Annotated in this window: 14 protein-coding genes; 9 read left to right on the top strand and 5 right to left on the bottom strand. The window is 51.5% G+C overall.

Annotated elements, in window-relative coordinates:
- The first annotated feature begins 101 nt into the window (after positions 1 to 101).
- Entirely contained in the window at positions 102 to 1,010 is a 909-nt protein-coding gene (gene rdgC / locus L1285_RS09830) for a recombination-associated protein RdgC (protein ID WP_235412182.1), read from the top strand.
- A gap of 83 nt (positions 1,011 to 1,093) precedes the next feature.
- Here rdgC and L1285_RS09825 read toward each other — a convergent pair whose 3' ends face one another.
- The gene (locus tag L1285_RS09825) at positions 1,094 to 1,933 is read right to left on the bottom strand and encodes an HDOD domain-containing protein (RefSeq protein ID WP_235412181.1); all 840 of its coding nucleotides are present in this window, start codon (positions 1,931 to 1,933) and stop codon (positions 1,094 to 1,096) included.
- A gap of 341 nt (positions 1,934 to 2,274) precedes the next feature.
- On the opposite strand from L1285_RS09825, the gene L1285_RS09820 reads away from it, so the two are divergent.
- Positions 2,275 to 3,960 (top strand): dipeptidyl-peptidase 3 family protein, encoded by a 1,686-nt coding sequence (locus L1285_RS09820; protein ID WP_235412180.1) that lies wholly within the window; start codon positions 2,275 to 2,277, stop codon positions 3,958 to 3,960.
- Positions 3,961 to 3,992: 32 nt separating this feature from the next.
- On the opposite strand, the gene L1285_RS09815 is transcribed toward L1285_RS09820, so the two are convergent.
- Positions 3,993 to 4,391: an HIT domain-containing protein gene (locus L1285_RS09815; RefSeq protein ID WP_235412179.1), complete on the bottom strand. Its 399-nt coding sequence runs from the start codon at positions 4,389 to 4,391 to the stop codon at positions 3,993 to 3,995.
- 351 nt (positions 4,392 to 4,742) lie between these two features.
- On the opposite strand from L1285_RS09815, the gene L1285_RS09810 reads away from it, so the two are divergent.
- Together L1285_RS09810 and L1285_RS09805 are read left to right on the top strand one after the other, a co-directional pair.
- Positions 4,743 to 6,959: a S9 family peptidase gene (locus L1285_RS09810; RefSeq protein WP_235412211.1), complete on the top strand. Its 2,217-nt coding sequence runs from the start codon at positions 4,743 to 4,745 to the stop codon at positions 6,957 to 6,959.
- A 210-nt stretch (positions 6,960 to 7,169) separates the two neighbouring features.
- Positions 7,170 to 8,804 carry a methyl-accepting chemotaxis protein gene (locus tag L1285_RS09805; RefSeq protein ID WP_235412178.1) on the top strand — a complete coding sequence of 545 codons (1,635 nt, stop codon included), beginning with the start codon at positions 7,170 to 7,172 and terminating at the stop codon, positions 8,802 to 8,804.
- Here the strand turns inward: L1285_RS09805 and L1285_RS09800 are convergent.
- The 3 genes from L1285_RS09800 to dinB all read right to left on the bottom strand — a co-directional run bounded on the left by L1285_RS09800 (position 8,801) and on the right by dinB (position 13,502).
- Positions 8,801 to 10,333, bottom strand: coding sequence for a M17 family metallopeptidase (locus tag L1285_RS09800; RefSeq protein WP_235412177.1), 1,533 nt, complete (start codon positions 10,331 to 10,333; stop codon positions 8,801 to 8,803). The genes L1285_RS09805 and L1285_RS09800 overlap by 4 nt on opposite strands.
- Positions 10,334 to 10,483: 150 nt before the next feature.
- Positions 10,484 to 12,175, bottom strand: a complete 1,692-nt coding sequence (locus L1285_RS09795; RefSeq protein WP_235412176.1) for a carbon starvation CstA family protein — start codon at positions 12,173 to 12,175, stop codon at positions 10,484 to 10,486.
- A gap of 256 nt (positions 12,176 to 12,431) precedes the next feature.
- Positions 12,432 to 13,502: a DNA polymerase IV gene (dinB, locus tag L1285_RS09790; RefSeq protein ID WP_235412175.1), complete on the bottom strand. Its 1,071-nt coding sequence runs from the start codon at positions 13,500 to 13,502 to the stop codon at positions 12,432 to 12,434.
- 193 nt (positions 13,503 to 13,695) lie between these two features.
- On the opposite strand from dinB, the gene L1285_RS09785 reads away from it, so the two are divergent.
- From L1285_RS09785 to L1285_RS09765, 5 genes are all read left to right on the top strand, one after another.
- Complete coding sequence (locus tag L1285_RS09785) at positions 13,696 to 14,748, top strand: aldo/keto reductase (RefSeq protein ID WP_125782302.1); 1,053 nt, start codon at positions 13,696 to 13,698, stop codon at positions 14,746 to 14,748.
- 85 nt (positions 14,749 to 14,833) lie between these two features.
- Positions 14,834 to 15,352, top strand: coding sequence for an NUDIX hydrolase (locus tag L1285_RS09780; RefSeq protein WP_235412174.1), 519 nt, complete (start codon positions 14,834 to 14,836; stop codon positions 15,350 to 15,352).
- A 72-nt stretch (positions 15,353 to 15,424) separates the two neighbouring features.
- Positions 15,425 to 16,138, top strand: a complete 714-nt coding sequence (locus tag L1285_RS09775) for a hypothetical protein (protein ID WP_235412173.1) — start codon at positions 15,425 to 15,427, stop codon at positions 16,136 to 16,138.
- 168 nt (positions 16,139 to 16,306) lie between these two features.
- Positions 16,307 to 18,982, top strand: coding sequence for a bifunctional acetate--CoA ligase family protein/GNAT family N-acetyltransferase (locus tag L1285_RS09770; RefSeq protein ID WP_235412172.1), 2,676 nt, complete (start codon positions 16,307 to 16,309; stop codon positions 18,980 to 18,982).
- Between the two features lie 39 nt (positions 18,983 to 19,021).
- Positions 19,022 to 19,969, top strand: coding sequence for an ion transporter (locus tag L1285_RS09765; RefSeq protein WP_235412171.1), 948 nt, complete (start codon positions 19,022 to 19,024; stop codon positions 19,967 to 19,969).
- The last annotated feature ends 22 nt before the right edge of the window (positions 19,970 to 19,991 follow it).

The following is a 19,991-nucleotide window of genomic DNA, read 5'->3' as shown; positions in this document are numbered from 1 at the left end:
ACGTCGATACCGACTAGTCGAATAATCTGCTCAGAGCCTTTGCCCGAGAGGGGATCGGTTTGCTATGATGCGGGTCGATTTTACTCTTCGGAACCTGTTCTATGTGGTTTAGCAATCTTATCTGTTATCGATTTAAACAAGACGTCTCCTATACTCAGGAAGACTTTGAAGCAGCCCTGGAGCACGACGTATTTCGTCCGTGTGGTAGCCAGGATATGAGCACTTTTGGCTGGACCAAAGCCCTTGGCAAACACGGCCAGACGCTGAGCCACTTTTCTCAGCACTGTATTTTGGTGTGTGCGAAGCGGGAAGAAAAAGTGCTGCCAGCTTCGGTGATCAATGAAATGGTTGCGGAAAAAATAGAGTCGATCGAACAGGAAGAGAATCGTCCGGTCAAGAAAAAAGAAAAAGACGAAATCAAAGAAAACATCACGGCAACCTTACTGCCGCAGGCATTCAAAAAGTCCAGCCTGCAATTTGCTTTTATCGATCAGAAAAATGGCTGGGTCATCGTCAACAGCGGCAGCTTCAACAAAGCCGAAGAACTCACCGCCCTGTTACGTAAATCTCTGGGTACGCTGCCGATTGTCCCCGCATTTGCCAACTATGATCTGGATCTGTTCCTAACCGACTGGCTGACCAAGTTTGAGGTGCCGGAAGGCTTTGCAATTGGTTCTGACGCCGAGCTACAGGAAGCCGATGACAATGGCGCTCAGGTGAAACTAAAACAACATGACCTGGCAAGTGATGAAATAAAACTGCACCTGGAACACGGCAAACGAGTCACTAAACTGGGGATGAACTGGCGTGAGCGCGTTCAGTTTACACTGCAAAACGATGGCTCACTTAAGCGCCTGAGCTTCAGCGATACGCTGAAAGAGCAAAATGCCGATATCCCCAAAGAAGACATGGCGGTCAAACTGGATGCAGACTTTATTCTGGTCACCGAGGAGATCAAAGAGCTGCTCGAAGAGTTGTCACAGGGCCTGGGCGATCAGGACGACCTGTAACACGGCCTGTTAATCCAGTAACTTAGCTGGGTCAGAAAGCCGGCAGCGGGTGCTTACCCTCTGCCGGTTTGTTGTTATAAGGATTATGAGAAAGCGGCTTTTATGTCGTTCAGCATGTCCTGATAATCATCGTCATAGAACATATCGACCGACCCCAGCACCCCTTTTTCTTCATACACATGCAGCGCCGCAGCTTTATCGGATACCTGTAAGATCCCTTCCACAATGGCGCCCACACGAATAAAGTCGACGTAACAAACATGGGCCGGTTTATAGTTAGGGTTCGCCCAGCTCTCCGCCACTTCCACAAATTCCTCTGTGAACCCCCACTCGCGCATGATGGCGCCACCAATACGTCCACCCAGTTTCTGGATAGCGTGCGCCAAAAAGCTCGGATTAGCAAACACTTCCGGGTGGTGCTCCGCTTCGGTGAGGATTGGCAGTACACCTATGTTAAAGACCAGCGAGGCCAGCGTGATGGTGTCTTTGTTAAGCGAAGTGTGCTTATTCACCCGCAGGTAAAAGTCCATGGTGGTGATCGCCTGGCAAGCAACCTTGAGGGTTTTTTGCCAGGCCTTATCCATATAGGTTTTGATCAGTTTGTTTTGCGAAACAAATAATTGCTCCATCGCCATCGCGGTGGCAACATTTTTGACCTGACGCAGACCTATCCGGGTGACGGCCTGATTAAGAGTGTTAACTTTTACGGTACGGCCCAGAAACGCGCTGTTAGCCACTTTAATCATACGTGCTGCCAATGCGGGATCATGAGAAATCACCTCGGACATTTGCATCAAATTAACTTCCGGATCATCCGCAGCCTGCCGGACTCTTACAGCTATTTCAGGCAATGTAGGTAGTACCAGGGTATCATTGTTTATTTTATCAATCAAAATCGTCAACAAGGCATTTTCAGTAGACATATTGGTTCAATCCTCGAATTTATTGGCCTATTGTGCGCACTTCTGGCGTGCAGCAAAGGCCATGCGCTCAGAGCAAGGTGCTGTTCATGTTATTAGTATTGTCTAACTTAAAGAGTAAGTTAAGAAAAGTATAAAAATTATTCGTGACGCAGGTAAAACCCCCTATCAGCCGCGGCTCAATAAAATATTCTCCGACTTCATATCGCAACAGCAGCAAGTTGCCGTCATTTCATGTAAGGTATAGCACCGAAATAATAATACGGGCCCCTGAGCAGTCACTGAGTACTGAGTGACCGCATCACAGAATAGGTCCGACTTACACTCCGGATGAAGGAAAAATGATGAAACGCGCAATCTTATCAACGGCCGTGATGCTGGCCTGTGGCGTTATGCTAAGCGCCTGCTCTGAGCCACAACAGACAAACGCTGAATCTCAGGCACAATCACACCAGGCAAGCGAAGGCTATCAGCTGCAAGACCTGTCTCCTGAGCGACTGGATATTTACACTCAGGTCACCCTGAACAGCGATCTGTCGCACCTTAATGACAACCAGAAAAAAATGCTCGGCCTTTTGATAGATGCCTCTAAAATCATGGATGAGCTGTTCTGGAAACAAGCCTTTGGCATGGACAAAACAGCCTTTCTGGCGAACATTCAGGACCCCAAGGTCCGTCAGTTTGCTGACATCAACTATGGGCCATGGGATCGTCTTAACGGCGATAAGGTCTTCCTGAGTGGCTTTGCAGCTAAAACACCGGGTGCCGAGTTCTACCCAAGCGACATCAGCAAAGGCGAGCTCAATCAGGCCGATGTAAAAGACAAAGCGGGCTTATACTCGGTGATCAAACGCGACGCACAGGGCCAGCTGTACAGCGTGCCCTACTCTGAGGCCTATCAGACAGAGCTGAACACCGCTGCGCAATTGCTGCGTGATGCCAGTAAACTGGCTGTGGACAAGCAGTTTTCTAAATACTTAAACTTGCGTGCCGATGCGCTGGTGAACAACAGCTATCAGGCTTCTGACTTTGCCTGGATGGACATGAAGAACAACCCCATTGACGTGGTGATCGGTCCTATCGAAACCTATGAAGATCAATTGTTTGGCTATCGTACGGCGTTTGAGTCTTATGTGCTGGTTAAAGACATGGCGTGGAGCGAGCGTCTGGCTAAGTTTGCCGCCTTCCTGCCTGAACTACAGCAAGGCCTGCCGGTCGATGCCAAATATAAGCAAGAAGTTCCCGGCTCCGATGCCGACCTTAACGCCTACGATGTGATTTACTATGCCGGTCACTCTAATGCGGGCAGCAAGACCATCGCCATCAACCTGCCAAACGATGAAGCCGTTCAGTTACAAAAAGGCACGCGTCGTTTGCAACTGAAAAATGCCATGCAGGCTAAATTTGATAAGATCCTGGTGCCGATTGCCGAGCAGCTGATTGTGCCAGAGCAGCGTAAACACATTACCTTTGACGCTTTCTTTGCCAACACTATGTTCCATGAAGTGGCACATGGTCTGGGGATTAAAAACACCATCACAGGTAAAGGCACAGTGCGTCAGTCGCTGCAGGAACATGCCAGCGCACTGGAAGAAGGCAAAGCCGATATCCTGGGCCTTTACATGGTTGAGCAACTGCTGAACAAAGGCGAAATCACCGAGGGCACACTGGAAGATTACTATGTAACCTTTATGGCTGGGATTTTCCGCTCGGTACGTTTTGGCGCATCCAGTGCTCATGGTAAAGCCAATATGATCCGCTTTAACTTCTTCAAACAAGAAGGCGCGTTTTCAAAGAATGCCGACGGCCTTTACGCCGTAGACATGGCCAAAATGGGCGCAGCGATGGAAAAACTGTCTAACCTGATCCTGACGCTGCAAGGCGACGGCGACTATCAAAAAGTGGATCAGTTGCTGGCAACCCATGGCGACATAAAAGCGGAACTCCAGACCGATCTGGACAAGCTAGCGGCCGCCAATATTCCGGTTGATGTTACCTTTAAACAAGGTAAAGCGGTACTGGGCTTATAACAGCCCAATACACAAACACTGCTAAACAGGCGCTAACACTCCAGCGCCTGTTTTATTTGGGCAATTTGCTGGTCGCTGTATGGCACGGCAGGCAACGCCCCCCACACGGGCTTTGGCCAGGCTGCATCATGCTCAAAGCGGGCAATATGATGAACGTGCAACTGTGGCACCATATTACCCAAAGCCGCGACATTTAACTTATGCGGATTAAACACCGCTTTGATCATATGGCTCAGCTTCGCGGACTCCTGCCAAAATACTTGCTGTTGCTGTTCACTAAGATCAATGATCTCACGCAGCCCGGCTATGCGTGGCACCAGTACAAACCAGGGATACTGGCTGTCGTTTAATAACAGTAGTTTACACAGTGGCCAGTCGGCCAGTTCAATACAATCGCGCGCCAGTTCCGGCGCCAGTTGAAATGTGCTCATCGTTCTTTTTTAAGTCCGTTGTTGGTGGCCTCACTGTAACTAAGTTGCGCCGCAAAAGCGACAGTATGCAGATAATACCAATTTCACTTAATACTTGTTCAATTTGACGGATCAAATATGACGCTAACTGTGTTAAAAATTTCTCATTTAGAACAACTAAATAGCAAAATTTTTGCCTGGTTATCGACCATATTTCCTCGCCTCAAATTAGAACACTTAATTAAGCAAATTGGTATAAGATTCCACCCCCAGTCACGTCCGTCTGATTTTATTGCCATCATGGTTGACAGCCTTTACCATCAAGGCACTCATACCAACACAACATAATTAAAAGGTGACTCTGTGCGCAATCTGCTATCTTACGCCGCGCTTGCCACCGGTTTGCTGGCCACCAGCCAGTTGACCGTGGCCCAGCCGCTGACGCTGGAACGTATCTTCGATGACCCCTCTTTGGCGGGCAAGGCTCCGGTAAAACTCAAGTTCTCACCCGATGGGTCCCGGGTAACTTACCTGCAAGGCAAAGTCGATGACTACAACCGCTACGACCTGTGGGAATACAATATTAAAGCCGACACCAATCGCCTGCTGGTTGATTCACAGGCGCTGTTCTCAGGCCCGGAAACTCTGTCAGACGAAGAAAAAGCGCGCCGTGAAAGGCAACGTATTTTTGGCCGCGGGATCCTCGAATATAAGTGGTCGAAAGATGGCAAAGCCCTGCTCTTCCCGCTCAATGGCGACCTCTACTATTATGAGCTGAATTCCGGAAAAAGCCGTAAGCTCACCGACACCGAAGCCTTTGAAACCGATGCGCGTTTTTCACCCAAAGGCAACTATGTCTCTTTTATCCGCGAACAAGACTTATATGCCCTGGAACTGGCAACCGGCAAAGAGATCCGCCTGAGTAAAGATGGCGGCGGCGTGATTAAAAACGGCATGGCCGAATTTGTGGCGCAGGAAGAAATGAGCCGTATGACCGGCTACTGGTGGGCCGGTGATGAGAGCAAAATCGCCTTTACCCGCATCGACGAAAGCCCGGTACAGGAAGCCATCCGCAACGAGATCTATGCCGACGAAGTGAAGCTGTTTAACCAGCGCTACCCGTTTACCGGCACGGATAACGTCAGAGTAGATCTGGGCGTTGTCACCCTCAATGATCAAAAAGTGGACTGGATTGACCTGGGTAAAGACAAAGACATCTACATTGCCCGTGCAAACTGGCTGGAAGACGACACCACCTTGTCGTATCAGTGGCAAAACCGCTCCCAGCAAAAGCTGGAATTGAGATTCTACAACGCCGACACTAAACAACAGCGCGTTGCCCTGACAGAGACCAGCGACACCTGGATCAACCTGCATTTTGATCTGCACTTTTTAAAAGACAAAAAGCACTTTATCTGGGCCTCGGAGCGCGATGGCTATAAGCACCTGTATTTGTATCGCACCAGCGGCCAGCTGATTCGTCAGCTGACTCAGGGCGACTGGATTGTCGAAAAGCTTCAGGGCGTGGATGAGAAAAAAGGCCTGGTCTACTTCTCTGGTCGTAAAGACACCCCGCTTGAAAGCCATCTGTATGCCGTTCCCTTGTTCAAAAAAGGCAATATCAAGCGGATCACAGAAGCCGGAGCCTATCATAAGGTGGTCATGGCCGAAGACAACCGTACTTTTATCGACAGCAAGTCTGCGGTAAATCAGCCAACTTCCGTATCCCTGCGCAAAGCCAATGGCGAGTTCATTACCTGGCTGGAACAAAATAAACTGGACGAGCAACACCCACTGACGCCTTTCTTAAGCGATTTATCGACGCCTGAATATGGCACGCTAAAAGCGCAAGATGGCCAGCTGATGCACTATCGTCTGTTTAAGCCTAAGCAGCTGGAAAAAGGTAAAAAGTACCCGGTGATCGTCAACGTCTATGGCGGTCCGCATGCCCAGCGCGTGACCAATAGCTGGCGCAGCAAAAACCTTTATTTCCAGTACATGGTGCAACAAGGTTATATCGTCTTCCAGCTGGACAACCGGGGCTCGTATAACCGGGGTAAGCGCTTTGAAGACCCGATTTATAAACACTTAGGGGAAGTGGAAGTGGCCGATCAGATCCGCGGCGTAGAATTTTTACGCACGCTGGATTATGTTGATCCATCACGCATTGGCATTTATGGCCACAGCTACGGCGGCTATATGGCTCTGATGACCATGTTCAAGGCAGGTGATTACTTCTCAGCCGGCGTCTCGGGCGCACCGGTCACCGACTGGGCGCTGTACGATACACACTACACCGAGCGATATCTGGGACACCCGCAAACCAATGCTAAGGGCTATGAGCAAAGCGCCGTATTCCCCTACACAGATGGCTTAAAGGGCCCATTGATGATTTATCATGGCATGGCGGATGACAACGTGTTGTTTACTCATGCCACTAAGTTGTTTAAACAGCTTCAGGATGAGGCTAAGCCTTTTGAAATGATGACTTATCCGGGCTCTAAACACAGCTTGCGCGGTAAAAAAGTGCAAACCCATCTGCACCAGACCATCACCAACTTCTTTAATCGTCACTTTGACGTGAAGTAACCCCAGGCGCGGGCCCGTTTTGGCCCGCGCCCCTCATACGCGTAATTCTCTGCCGGCACTATTCGACAAATAGCTAATTGCTCTTACCTTTCCTCTGTAAATATATTATTCACTTGATTTAGAACAAATTTCACCCTCACATTTATTGCAAACTATGCAATGTCAGTCTGTTCAGCACACGACCTTGTGCTTTCAAAAGGAGCCTCAGCTATGGCATTTTTAAGACAGTTCACCATTTTTGGCCGCCTTGCTATGCTGGTGGGGGTTGTGGTGCTTGGCCTGATTGCGCTGGGCGTTATGAACTTACAGCAACAACATCAGGCACTCAGTCAACAGCAGTACGAAAAAACCAAAAACCTGGTCGAAACGGCTCACAGCCTGATAGCCCACTTTCACCAGGCGCAACTTAGCGGAACACTCAGCGAAGCCGAGGCACAAAGCGCCGCGCTCAGCGCCCTGAAAGCGCTCAGATATGATGAAAATAACTATTTCTGGGTCAATGACCATTATCCGCGTATGGTGATGCACCCCTTTAAACCTCAGCTCAACGGGCAATCAGTCAGAGACAGCAAAGACCCAGACGGCGTTGCGCTGTTTCAGGAAATGGTCGCCGTTGTCAGCACACAGGGAGACGGGTTTGTGCCCTACAAATGGCCCAAACCCGGCAAGTCTGCTGCGGTCGACAAAATTTCCTATGTAAAAGGCTTTGCTCCCTGGCAATGGATAGTCGGCTCCGGGGTGTATCTTGACAGTATCGACGTGCAATTTGCCCAGCTGCGCAATCAGATGATATTCAACATCGTCGCGTTGCTGGTCGTGCTGATAGTGCTGAACTTTGTGATCAGCAACAGCATTTTGCAGCCCATCCGCTCTGGGGCTGATATGATGCGCGACATTTCCCAGGGAGAGGGCGATTTAACGCAACAGCTGGATGAACATGGCCGCGATGAGATCTCCCGTTTGTCTCGCTTCTTTAATGCTTATACCTCTAAAATGCGCCATTCGATTGCCGCCGTGGCAGGCAATGCTACAGAGGTGGAAGCACTGGCAGACAGGGTCGATAACACCGGCGAAGTCAACCTGGAGTACATCGAGCGTCAGAATGACAGCAGCCGCCAGGTGGCAACGGCCGTGGAGCAAATGAGCGCGCAGATCAAGGAGATCAGCCAGCATGCCGAAGCCGCAGAGCAGGCTGCAGGTGATGCGATGCGCACCAGTGAAACGGGCAAAGCAACGGTCAGCACAACCATCAGTGCCATTGGCACGCTCTCCGGCACCATTGAAGAAGTCAGTGTCGTCACTCAAGCGCTGGCTGAAGAAAGCCAGCATATTGGCTCTGTGCTGGACGTGATCCGGGGCATATCGGAGCAGACCAATCTGCTTGCGCTTAATGCGGCCATAGAAGCCGCCCGGGCGGGCGAGCAGGGTCGTGGGTTTGCGGTGGTGGCCGATGAAGTGCGCACCCTGGCGAGTCGCACCGGGCAAAGCACCGATGAGATCCAGTCAATGATTGAGAAACTACAAAAAGGCGCTCAGGCGGCGGTGGACGCGGTACAGAAAAGCCAGCGCCTGTCGAGCAGTACGGTCGATCAGGTACATGAGGCTGAGCAGGCATTGAATGAGATTGAACGCCTGATCACGGTGATCCTGCAAATGAATGGCTTGATAGCCCGGGCCACAGAAGAGCAAAGCAGTGCGGCGGCCGATGTGAATGTACGTATCAGCGACCTGTCGGACGCAACCCATCACTCACTCGACACCACACAGACTTTGTCTGAGGCCAGTAAATCGCTCAAACAGGCAAGCCATCAGCTTGCCCAGATTGTAGAGCGCTTTAAGGTTTAGCGGCAGTAACGGGCAAACAGACTGCTGACGGTTGCTGCAGTTGGCTTGCCATGCTGCCAGTCGCCGCCTTCCACGCCGCTACCCGCAATGTCCATGTGGACATAAGGCAGTGGCAATTCAGAGTCACTACCGTGTTTATCCAGCCCGCCCACAATGGCGAGAAAAGCCATCGGGAACTGGTGACCACGGGCAGTGACAGCCGACGGCGCATTGTTGCTCGATAAAACATCGTCCGCCAGAGTGCGTGGCTGAACAAAGTCATAATCTTCGCGACGACTGCGCGAGACTTCTGCACAGTCGGCCCACAGGTCGCCGATGTCAGCCAGCTGACGAGACACCTGTCGTGCACGCGCCGGACCATTTTCCACATACGCACTGTAAGGACCTACCGCACGGGCAGCATGTCCGGTGAGTGTTGCCACAGTAAACAGCTCAGGGTTAACCTCCTGAGTCGCCATGTCTTTGAGCTCGCTGAGCAAGTCACCCATTGCCAGGCGCCCTTCCGCATCGGTGTTGCCAATGCGTACTTTTACGCCTTCGCGCGTGGTGATGATCTCATCTGGCACAAAACAATCAGAACCAATCGAGTTACGTACCACGGCCAGATACGCAATCACTTTAACCCCTTTTGGCTTAAAATCGGCCACAGACTTCATAAAGCCAGCAACAGAGGCTGCGCCCCCTTTATCGCGGCTCATGCCCGCCATAAATCCGCCCACCTTGAGATCTGCACCACCGGTGTCATACACCAGGCCTTTACCCACAAACATCAGGGTACGCTCAATGTCACCTTCCGGAGTGTAAACCAGTTTAACAACACGCGGGTGATGGCGCTCTACCGCGTAAGAGGCGCGCGCAACAGTGCCAAGCATTGGGTAATCTTTGTTGATGGTCGTCGGATCCGCTACTACTTCAACACTGACACAGGTGTCTTTGAATAGCTCAACGCAGTAATCCGCAAACTTAGGGGGCGCCATTCGCTCAGGTTCGGTACCACACAGGTCGCGGGCTGCGTACTGACCAGCAGCGATGGCGTTCAGTTGACGACACTGCTCATCGCTGGCACCCAGCAACGCAATAGATTCAATCGGCTCGATTGCCGGTCCACGGTATTCACGGGCCTCTAGTGGCTGCCACAATGCCTGACACGCGCCCAGGTAAGCCACTTCCAGGGCATTCTGATAACGTGCATCGCTTGGTACGCCTGCCACCATCAATACCGGTTTTACCGCACCAGCGGCTTTGGCTTCCAGCACAGCAGCTTTGCCCGCTTCAAAAAAGCGTCGTACGTCGTCATAGTCACGGTTAAGCGGGCCTGTAGGTGACACTATCAGACGCTTGCCCGGTACACCTTCTGCCAGCAGTAAGCTGGCCTTGGTACGCAATCGTGCATCAACCGCCAGATAAGGGGCTGCTGCACTGTTTAGTGCCGCATTGGCAAGATCTGAGACATCGGAAGTGACGACGATAACAGCATCGGCGTCCTGAACTTGCCAGTCACTGACCGGCAAAGCGAGAGGAAAAGACATATAATCAGCCCTTGGTTATTAAAATGCTGGGCTGATTATCGGTTATTTGCCCGCAAGAACCAAGGCCTTAGGGACAAATGCCGGAGCACACAGAGGTGCATTATCTGCTTTTAGCGCTGCCTGGGACAGCGCTAAAAGCCAAAGCGGGCATTAATCGGACTGGGCTGTTGCACTGTCGTCCTTTTGCAGTTTCAGCTTACTGACCACAGACCAGGCTTCAAGCATCACCAGAACGCTGACAACCAGCACTATTATATCGAGTGCCACCAGCAACCAGTTACCTTGCTCGTAGTATTCGCCCAGCTTGATCACGCCCGCGAAAAAGGCCATCAGGATCACAAAGATCATGGGGATCAGTGTAAACTTGGCCGGACGACCCAGCTTGATCAGATACACAGAGATCACCAATAAGGTCAGGCTCGCCAGAATCTGATTGGTCGAGCCAAACAAAGGCCAGATGATCATACCGCCGCTGCCCGACGCACCGCCGGCACCAAATGCCAATAACAAACAGCAGCCTACCGCAACCAAAGTTGCCAGCACTGGGTTTTTCAGTGCATTGAGCTGATAAATTTCACCCCATTCCTGAATGATATATCGCTGCAAACGCACGCCAGAGTCCATGGTAGTACCGGCAAACAACACCACCATCACCGCCAGCAAGGTCGACGCAATTTCCACCGACAGTCCCCAGCCGTTGCTGATCAAATTAGCGCCCCCCTGGATAAACGCACCCACGCTGCCCGCGCCGAGGTGGCTGTATATTTCATGCCACTCTTCAGGTGACACCGCCAGCATTACGCCACTCACGGCCACCAGGGTGATCAATGCCAGAGAGCCCTCGCCCACCGCGCCCAGATATCCAACAAAACGACCATCCGTTTCTTTGTCGAGCTGTTTGGAGCTGGTACCCGATGACACTATGCCGTGGAACCCGGAAACGGCCCCGCAGGCAATCGTCACAAATAACAAAGGAATGATACTCGGCGTATCCACCGCAGTTTGGGTATTAAAGGCCGGCGCCGTAATATCCGGCATAACCACAAATACCGCACCATAGAGCAATACCAGACCAACCAGCAGTTGCATGCCGTTAATGAAATCTCGTGGTTGTAATAACATCCAAACGGGCAGCAAGGACGCTACCGCTGCGTAAATAAACAGGATAATGATCCAATTGGCTTTATCGGCCAAGCCAAACAACTCACTGGGCAGTGCCAGCGGCATGCCCGAACCCACGTAAATACTGGCATACAGAATCGCCACGCCAATGACACACAAGGGCACCAGCGGCACCTGACGTTTCAGTAACTGACCAATCACCAGCGCCACCAAAATAGCTGCCCAGGCAGGGAATACGGCACTGGGGTTGGCCACAAAAGAGTTGGCTATCACCACCCCAAACACGGCATTTACCATCAGCAACACTAAAAAGACCACTATCATAAACAGAGAGCGGGTGCGCTTGCCGATAACCGTTTCAGACAAAGCCCCCATGGACTTGCCCTTGTGCCGGGCACTGGCCCACAGCGCGCCCATATCATGGACCCCGGCAAAAAAGATGGTCCCAAATACCACCCACAAAACGGCTGGCACCCAGCCCCAGTAAACGGCGATGGCCGGGCCAACTATTGGCGCAGCCCCCGCCACAGATGTAAAGTGGTGCCCCCAGAGCACCACTTTATTAGTCGGTACATAGTCTATTCCGTCGTTTAATTCATGCGCCGGTGTGACGAACTTATCGTCCATTTTAAATATTTTTTCGGCGATGAACTTTGAATAGACAAACCAGCCAAACAGCATACCCAGTATGCCAAACAGCACGATCATGATTGACTGCATTGTATTCCCCCTGTTGTTGTTCTTGGTGTCCGCTTTGACTCAGTCCGTTATTGCCTGATACCACCTGCTTTGCTTTGTGGCAATCACAAGTCTGTTGAGCGAAATTGATGCCGTCGTGGCGCTGGCACTTATGTTATCTAAGCACACAAAACCTGGTTGCCACTGGTGGTATCGCAAAATAGCACTTCTGCGTAGTCGGATAAGCTATACCCTAGCACACCGGCGAATAATCGCAGAATACTGTCCTTGTTATCTTTTAGTCGAAGGTCTGAACATCAAACAGGCCCAATTGCGCCTGAGCAGAGGCCGCCTCTCCCAGGCCCAGCTGAATACCTATCAGCCTGACTGGTTTGCTGCCAAAGCGCTCAACCGCCTGCTCCAGTAAAGTAATCAGCACGCCTTCATCAATCTCATGGTACTGGCACTCTTTGGTGGTTTGCGAAAAGTCATAAAACTTAACCTTAACGCCCAGCTTGTTGAAGACCCGAGCCCCGCGATAGGGCTCGGCCCGCCGCTGTAACTCAGGCAACAGCCGCAGGCTCAGTATGTCTTTGAGCGCATCCAGGCTTTGAATGTCTTTTTCAAAGGTGGTTTCCACCCCGACAGACTTGCGAATGCGCTCAGTTTCTACTTGTCGCTCATCAATGCCCTGACAACGCCGCCACAGTACATCGCCAAATTTGCCAAAGCGTTCCGTCATCTGGGCTCTGCTGTAAGACTTGACGTCGCGACCATACTGCAACCCCATTGCAAGGAGCTTTTCATGCGTCACTTTACCCACACCGGGGATTTTTTTCAGTGGCAAGGTATCGATGAATCCGGCGATATCATCCGGAGTGACCACATACTGGCCATTGGGTTTGTTTTCATCACTGGCAATTTTGGCCAGGAATTTGATGGGCGCAATACCAGCCGAGGCCGTCAGGCCGGTTTCACGGTAAATATCGCTGCGGATCTGCTGAGCAATTAAGGTCGCACTGCCCTGACACACAGTGCAGTCGGTCACATCCAGGTAAGCTTCATCTAAGGAAAGTGGCTCAATCAGTTCTGTATAACGCGCAAAAATCGCGCGGATCTGCGCAGACACCGCCTTATACACCGCCATCCGCCCCGGCACAATCACCAGCTCAGGACACAACTGCTTGGCTTTGTAATTAGACATAGCAGAGCGCACCCCGTATTGACGCGCGATATAATTGGCCGTTGACAGTACGCCGCGATGGCTTTTCCCGCCAATCGCAATCGGCACATTGGCCAGCGCAGGGTTATCGCGCATTTCTACCGCGGCATAAAAGCAGTCCATATCAACATGAATAAACTTACGCATGATTTTAATAACTGGTTATTTATACAGTTATTATGTGCAAAGAATCGCATAATGGCAATATGATTGTTCATTATTTGTCATCGCATCTGATCTGTATTTTACTGGGAAATACTCTAAACTGGTCAGACAATGCCTGCGTATCTATATGTATTTTGAGCCGATACGCCAGACCTATTTAACACAAGGAGCAACTATGAAGTACAGCCGCCTGGGTCATTCTAATTTAGAGGTGTCACGTGTCTGTCTGGGCAGCATGACATGGGGTGTGCAGAATAATCAGCACGATGCCGATGAACAGATCAATTACGCACTCGCACAGGGTATTAATTTTATCGATACCGCCGAGATGTATGCCGTCCCGCCGTCTCCTGAAACCTATGGTAAGACCGAGGAAATCATCGGAGACTGGCTACGTCGTCATCCGGAAAAGCGCCAGGACATCATTATTGCCACTAAAATCGCAGGCTCAGGACTGGCCTGGATCCGTGGCGGCGCGCCTATAACCGCAGAGGCCATTGTGGCAGCGGTCGACGCCTCGCTAAAACGGCTGCAAACCGACTACATCGATGTGTATCAGCTGCACTGGCCAAATCGCACCTCTCCACACTTTTCTAAACACTGGCCCGGTATGATCACTTTCAGTGATGTATCCACAGAGCAACACAGAAATGAGATGCACGAGATCCTCGGCGCACTCCAGCAGTGTATTGATGCCGGAAAAATTCGCCACTGGGGGCTGTCTAACGACACACCCTGGGGGATCAATACATACTTGCAACTGGCACACCAGCACCAATTGCCCAGGCCGGTTTCAATCCAGAATGAATTCAACTTATTACATGCGAAGGACTGGCCCTACATCATAGAAAACTGCGTCCATGAAGACATTGCCTATCTGCCCTGGTCACCCCTTGCCGGTGGCGCGTTGTCGGGCAAATATCTGGGTGGCGCCCGACCGCAAGGGTCACGCTGGACCCTGATCCAACGTAATGGCTTGTTCCGGGATACGCAGTTTGCACAGGAAGCCACCGCGGCGTACCTGGAGATTGCCAAAGAGCATCACCTCACGGCTGCCCAGCTGGCACTGGCCTGGTGCGACCAGGTCGATGGCGTTACCTCGACCATCATAGGCGCTACTACCATGAGCCAGCTGAAAGAAAATATTAAAGCGTTTGATCTGACACTGCCACCAGAAGCGTTGGCTGAAATTGACACTGTGCTCAAGGCCTACCCACTGCCTTATTAAACACAGCGCGCCCGACAGGCTGTACCCGGGCGCTGTCGCCTGACCCGAAATGTGCTAGACTCGGCACTTTTTCGGGACCCTGATCATGCGCGTTCTTAATCCAGCCCCGGCTTTACCTTTACCGGGCACTTGTTTTACCCGCCCGGCAACACGAGCCATTATTACCCGTCAGTCGCAAATTTTACTGCTCTATACGCAAAGATACGACGATTACACTTTGCCCGGTGGAGGTGTCGATGCAGGGGAATCCTTAACCGATGCCTTAGTGCGCGAAGTAAAAGAAGAAACCGGGGCGCGCTCGGTCACCAACATTGTGCCCTTTGGCGTGTATGAAGAATATCAGCGCTGGCATAAGCCTGACTTTGACAATGTACACATCGTTTCTCACTGCTATTTGTGTGAAATCTGCGGCGAGTTTGATGAACCAGATATGGAACATTATGAGATAAACAATGGCATGCGCCCGCAATGGGTCGAGATTGCTGAAGCCATCGCTCACAATGAGGCGGTACTGGCAAACAGCGATAAACAGGGGCAATCTCTGCTCCGTGAAACCCGATTACTCAAACTGATTGCAACGGAGTTGATGAAACTGAACTTTTGATCACAAGCTCAGGTCCTAACAGTGTTTTGACTATAAAACAGAATAATAAATTCAGGACACTAAGGAAAAGTGATGCGTTCATGGCTCAGTGCAGTTGTTATTTCCATCGCCTGCCACTTAATCATACTGTGGCTGCTGGCCCAGCAAACCGTGGTGGTCCCTCTCGGGCCGCCTGAGCCGACGATTAAAACCTACCTGGTGGTAGAGCAACCAGCGCAAAAATCAGATACGAATAAAGCCAGCTCCGAGCCGCTTCCCGTCACCAAACCTGCACAACGTCCCGAACAACAGACTGTCGTTGTCAGCTCTGCACCTTTACCCAAACTGGTCGAGTCGAGCCAGCTCGACGCCATCACAGAGAGCTCAGTCGCAGATATCCACAGCAGTACCGACCCAGCTCCTGAAAAACCAGCGCAGGCTGCAGGTGTGCAACCGAACAAAAAATACCAGCGGATCGACCCGGCACTGGGTCTGTCACGACTGCGTCAGCACATCTTAACTCAGCCGGTATCCAGAGACATCGAGTCTCGGCCACAACGCCTTAGTGTACCCAAGTCTCACCAGACGCAGGGTCAGCCGCTACGACAGATAGAGTCTCAGAATCACATTTTTACCGAATATCGCATAAAAGACCGCTGCTACAAAGAAGTTCAGGGTGACCCCAATAACCCGCCCCCGGAAGGCTTTGCTAAGAACTGGCTCACCGCCAGCAGCACCTGCGATAAAACAGCCATCACAGACGCCTACGATGCCGCGATGGGAAAGTGGCTGAAGACCAAGCGCTAAGCTTTGTGTCGTCATAATCACAGGTTCACACGATACTTATGGTATCCCTTGCAGCACGCAAACTCGACTGAGATCAAAACAATCCCAGCTTAGACTCGCAACCTGCCACTAAAGCGATTAATATTTAGCAAATAGCCCGCCCATAGTCTGGCAAGTCAAGGAGTTAGTATGAGTATCAAGCGCATCGGTCAATTTTTTAATCCCAGCTCGGTGGCGGTGATTGGCGCCTCCAGCAACCCAGGACGGGCCGGTAATGTGGTGATGCGCAACCTGCTACACGGTGGCTTTAAAGGCCCCATCATGCCAGTCACCCCAAAATACGCGGCCGTACAAGGCGTACTGGCCTATCCGACCATTGCCAAGCTTCCTCAGGTGCCCGATCTGGCCGTTATCTGCACCAATAAGTCGACCTTGATCCAGGTACTGACCGAGCTGGCTGAACTAGGCTGTCGTAACGCCATCGTTGTTGCCGCCGGGCTCGACAAAGAACAAAAGGCACGTTTACAGGCACTGGCCAGAGAAAAGCACATCACGTTGCTGGGCTCAAACAGCCTGGGCATGCTGGTCCCGCACTTAGGGCTGAATGCCAGCTTTTCTCATACCACCGCCGATGCCGGCAAACTGGCTTTTATTTCCCAATCGGCTGCCGTCTGCTCCACGATCCTGGACTGGGCTAACAGTAAACGCATCGGATTTTCCTATTTTATCTCCCTCGGGGATAGCCTCGATATTGACTTTGATGAGTTGCTGGACTTGTTCGGCCGGGATGGCAAAACCAAGGCAATTTTGCTCTACATAGACAACATCAAAGACGTCAGGCGCTTTATTTCCGCGGCCCGGGCAGCCGCTTTTAGCAAGCCTGTGATCGCCATCAAGACCGGCCGTACCCAAGCAGGTGCCGAAGCGGCCATGATCCACACCGGTGGTTCAACCTCAGACGATGCGGTGTACGATGCCATGTTTCAGCGCGCAGGTATGCTCAGAGTAACCGACTTACGGGAGCTGTTTGCAGCCACACAAACCCTGGCACTCCATCCTAAACTGCTACAGGTTGAGCACCTCACCATACTCACTAATGGCGGCGGCCCAGGCATTATGGCGGTAGATACGCTGTTGCAGCGCAGTGGAAAACTCGCCGAGCTGAGTGATAAAACCATTCAGGCGCTCAATGCGGTGATCCCCCAGTCTAACCATACCGCAAACCCGATTGACATTTTCGGCGACTCTGCGCCCCACCGCTATCAGCAGGCACTGGAGATTTTACTCAAAGCTGACGAAGTCAAAAATTTACTGATCATCCACACGCCATCGGCACTGGCACCCAGCGAAGCCTATGCTCAGATCATTGCCCAGACTCTGGCCACTTTACCCAAAATGGCCCGCCCCTTTGTGATGACCAACTTTATGGGTGAAGAAGCCGCCTTTGCAGCGCGTGATGTCTGCGTCGAGCAGGGTATCCCAACTTATCGCACCCCCGAAGGCGCCGTGGGCGCATTTATGCACCTGATCAGTTATCGTCGTAACCAGAAACACCTGACTCAAACCCCGGAATCTATCAGTCAGGATGAGCTGATCCACAGCCACAGTGCAAAACAGCAGATAGACAGCTACCTTGACCAGTCACTGACTCAGCTATCAACCCATCAGGCCAGCCAGATCCTCTGTCATTACGGCATGGAATGCATAGATACAGACATTGCGCTGACGCCCAGTGAAGCCAAAGAGCAGGCCCAGCTGCTTGGCTTTCCCGTCGCGCTCAAGTTGATCAGCCCCTCTATTCCCTCGAAATCCGAGGTCGGCGGGGTGGTCCTTAATTTGAATGACGCTGATGAAGTTGAACAAAGCGCCTTTGCCATTTTGCTGCGTATCAAGCAGGCCTATCCGGATGCCATCATTGAAGGTTTTTCATTACAAAAAATGGCGCCCAGGGCGGGCAGCCAGGAGCTGCGTATTGCCGTTAAAACCGAACCGGATGTGGGCCCGGTAATTTTACTTGGTGAGGCCGGCACCGGATTTAATTTTAATCAGGCTGCCGTTGCTTTGCCTCCACTAAACATGAATCTGGCCAAATACCTGATTGCCGCCGCCTACGACAAAGGCGTACTGAAAGAGCGTTTATTACCTGAAAAAGTGGATAAATATCGGCTGTGTGCGCTGCTGACCCGGGTTTCTCAGCTGGTGATCGATCAGCCAGACATTCAGACGCTTGAGCTCAATCCAATTTTGGCAACCGACGGGCATTTTTTGATTCTGGATGCCAGCATTACCCTGCAACGTTTCACGCCGCTCCCCGGCCGTAAAAGACTCGCCATTAAACCCTACCCTAAAGAATGGGAGCGCACCGTCATGCTGAAAAATGACACACAAGCGCAGTTAAGGCCGATCCGTCCGGAAGATGAGCGCAATCATCAGGAGTTTGATCAGTCGCTGAGTAAAGAAGACAGATACCGGCGCTTTTTCGGTGAACTGCCACAGTTTACCCATGAGCAGCTGGCTAAAATGACGCAAATTGACTACGACCGTGAAATGGCGTTTATCATTACCCAGCCCTATAAAAGCGCCCAGCGCACCCTGGGGGTCTCCCGGGTATTGATGGACCCCGATAATCTGCTCGCAGAGTTTGCGGTGGTTGTACGTTCTGATTGTCAGGGCCTGGGACTTGGCAAATTACTGATGGAGGCCGCAATCGCCTACTGTAAACGCCAGCGCGTTGGTGCTATCGAGGGGATCACCTTACCGGAAAATACCGGCATGATAGGATTGGCAAAAAAACTGGGGTTCACCATCAGCCGGGATTTTGAAGAAGGGACAGTGGTAATGAAAATGCCACTGACTAGCGAATAATACAGCCCCGCCCACATTAGTAAGGTTAACAATAGACTTATGGATCTGACACTCAGACAAAAAGCCGCAGCCCTGCTGGAAGCCAGCGGCCGATTCAGAAAAGCCGGGCACGCGATTGATGTCTTTCTGATATCGCTTATCATCATTAACGTCATTGCCATAGTGCTGGAGTCTGTGCCGACGCTGGCTGCGCGCTATCACACGCTGTTCTTTTTCATTGAAGTGATTTCGGTGGCGATATTCACCATTGAATATCTGCTCAGGCTATGGTGTTGTGTTGATAAACTGGAATTTAAGCACACTAAAGGCAACAACAGCGCAAAGCGCCTGCGCTACGTCCTCTCTCCTTTGGCCATTATCGATCTGCTGGCCATTCTGCCTACCCTGCTGATGGTGTTTTTCACGTTTGATTTGCGCTTTTTACGGGTGTTCCGCTTGTTGCGGATCTTCAAACTAACCCGCTACTCACGCGCCATGCAACTGCTATTGGCCGCGTTCAGAGAAGAAAGTAGCTCATTGCTGGCCGCCTTCTTTATTATGTCACTGGTATTGATTGTCGCCTCATGCGGCATCTATTTGATTGAACATGATGTTCAGCCCGACAAGTTTGGCTCTATCCCCGCCGCGATGTGGTGGGCCATGGCCACCCTTACCACCGTCGGTTATGGCGATGTAGTCCCCATCACCCCGCTGGGGCGCTTTTTTGGTGGCGTGATCACTTTACTGAGTATGGGCATGGTCGCAATTCCAACCGGCCTGCTGGCCTCCAGCTTTGCCGATCAGCTGCGCAAGCGCCGCGATGCCTTCAATGAGGCCGTGCTGCATTCTCTGAGCGATGGTGTGGTAGATGAACAGGAGAAAGAGCACCTTGAGGCCCTGAGGATAGAACTAGGCCTTAGCCCGGTGGAAGCCAATCAGGCGATCAAAATCATGACCAGCCAGCGAGTACATAACCTGTATTGTCGACACTGTGGTGGCAAACTGTAAGATGTTCAGGCCTGCATCACGC

Source organism: Pseudoalteromonas sp. DL2-H2.2, from assembly GCF_021532535.1.
GTDB lineage: Bacteria > Pseudomonadota > Gammaproteobacteria > Enterobacterales > Alteromonadaceae > Pseudoalteromonas > Pseudoalteromonas rubra_A.
This window is presented reverse-complemented; position numbering and strand designations above follow the sequence as displayed.

Coding starts and splice junctions, on each gene's coding strand:
- L1285_RS09820 (WP_235412180.1), top strand. CDS start 2,275: ATGAAACGCGCAATCTTATCAACGGCCGTGATGCTGGCCTGTGGCGTT.
- L1285_RS09795 (WP_235412176.1), bottom strand. CDS start 12,175: ATGCAGTCAATCATGATCGTGCTGTTTGGCATACTGGGTATGCTGTTT.
- rdgC (WP_235412182.1), top strand. CDS start 102: ATGTGGTTTAGCAATCTTATCTGTTATCGATTTAAACAAGACGTCTCC.
- L1285_RS09800 (WP_235412177.1), bottom strand. CDS start 10,333: ATGTCTTTTCCTCTCGCTTTGCCGGTCAGTGACTGGCAAGTTCAGGAC.
- L1285_RS09780 (WP_235412174.1), top strand. CDS start 14,834: ATGCGCGTTCTTAATCCAGCCCCGGCTTTACCTTTACCGGGCACTTGT.
- L1285_RS09815 (WP_235412179.1), bottom strand. CDS start 4,391: ATGAGCACATTTCAACTGGCGCCGGAACTGGCGCGCGATTGTATTGAA.
- dinB (WP_235412175.1), bottom strand. CDS start 13,502: ATGCGTAAGTTTATTCATGTTGATATGGACTGCTTTTATGCCGCGGTA.
- L1285_RS09775 (WP_235412173.1), top strand. CDS start 15,425: ATGCGTTCATGGCTCAGTGCAGTTGTTATTTCCATCGCCTGCCACTTA.
- L1285_RS09765 (WP_235412171.1), top strand. CDS start 19,022: ATGGATCTGACACTCAGACAAAAAGCCGCAGCCCTGCTGGAAGCCAGC.
- L1285_RS09805 (WP_235412178.1), top strand. CDS start 7,170: ATGGCATTTTTAAGACAGTTCACCATTTTTGGCCGCCTTGCTATGCTG.
- L1285_RS09825 (WP_235412181.1), bottom strand. CDS start 1,933: ATGTCTACTGAAAATGCCTTGTTGACGATTTTGATTGATAAAATAAAC.
- L1285_RS09785 (WP_125782302.1), top strand. CDS start 13,696: ATGAAGTACAGCCGCCTGGGTCATTCTAATTTAGAGGTGTCACGTGTC.
- L1285_RS09770 (WP_235412172.1), top strand. CDS start 16,307: ATGAGTATCAAGCGCATCGGTCAATTTTTTAATCCCAGCTCGGTGGCG.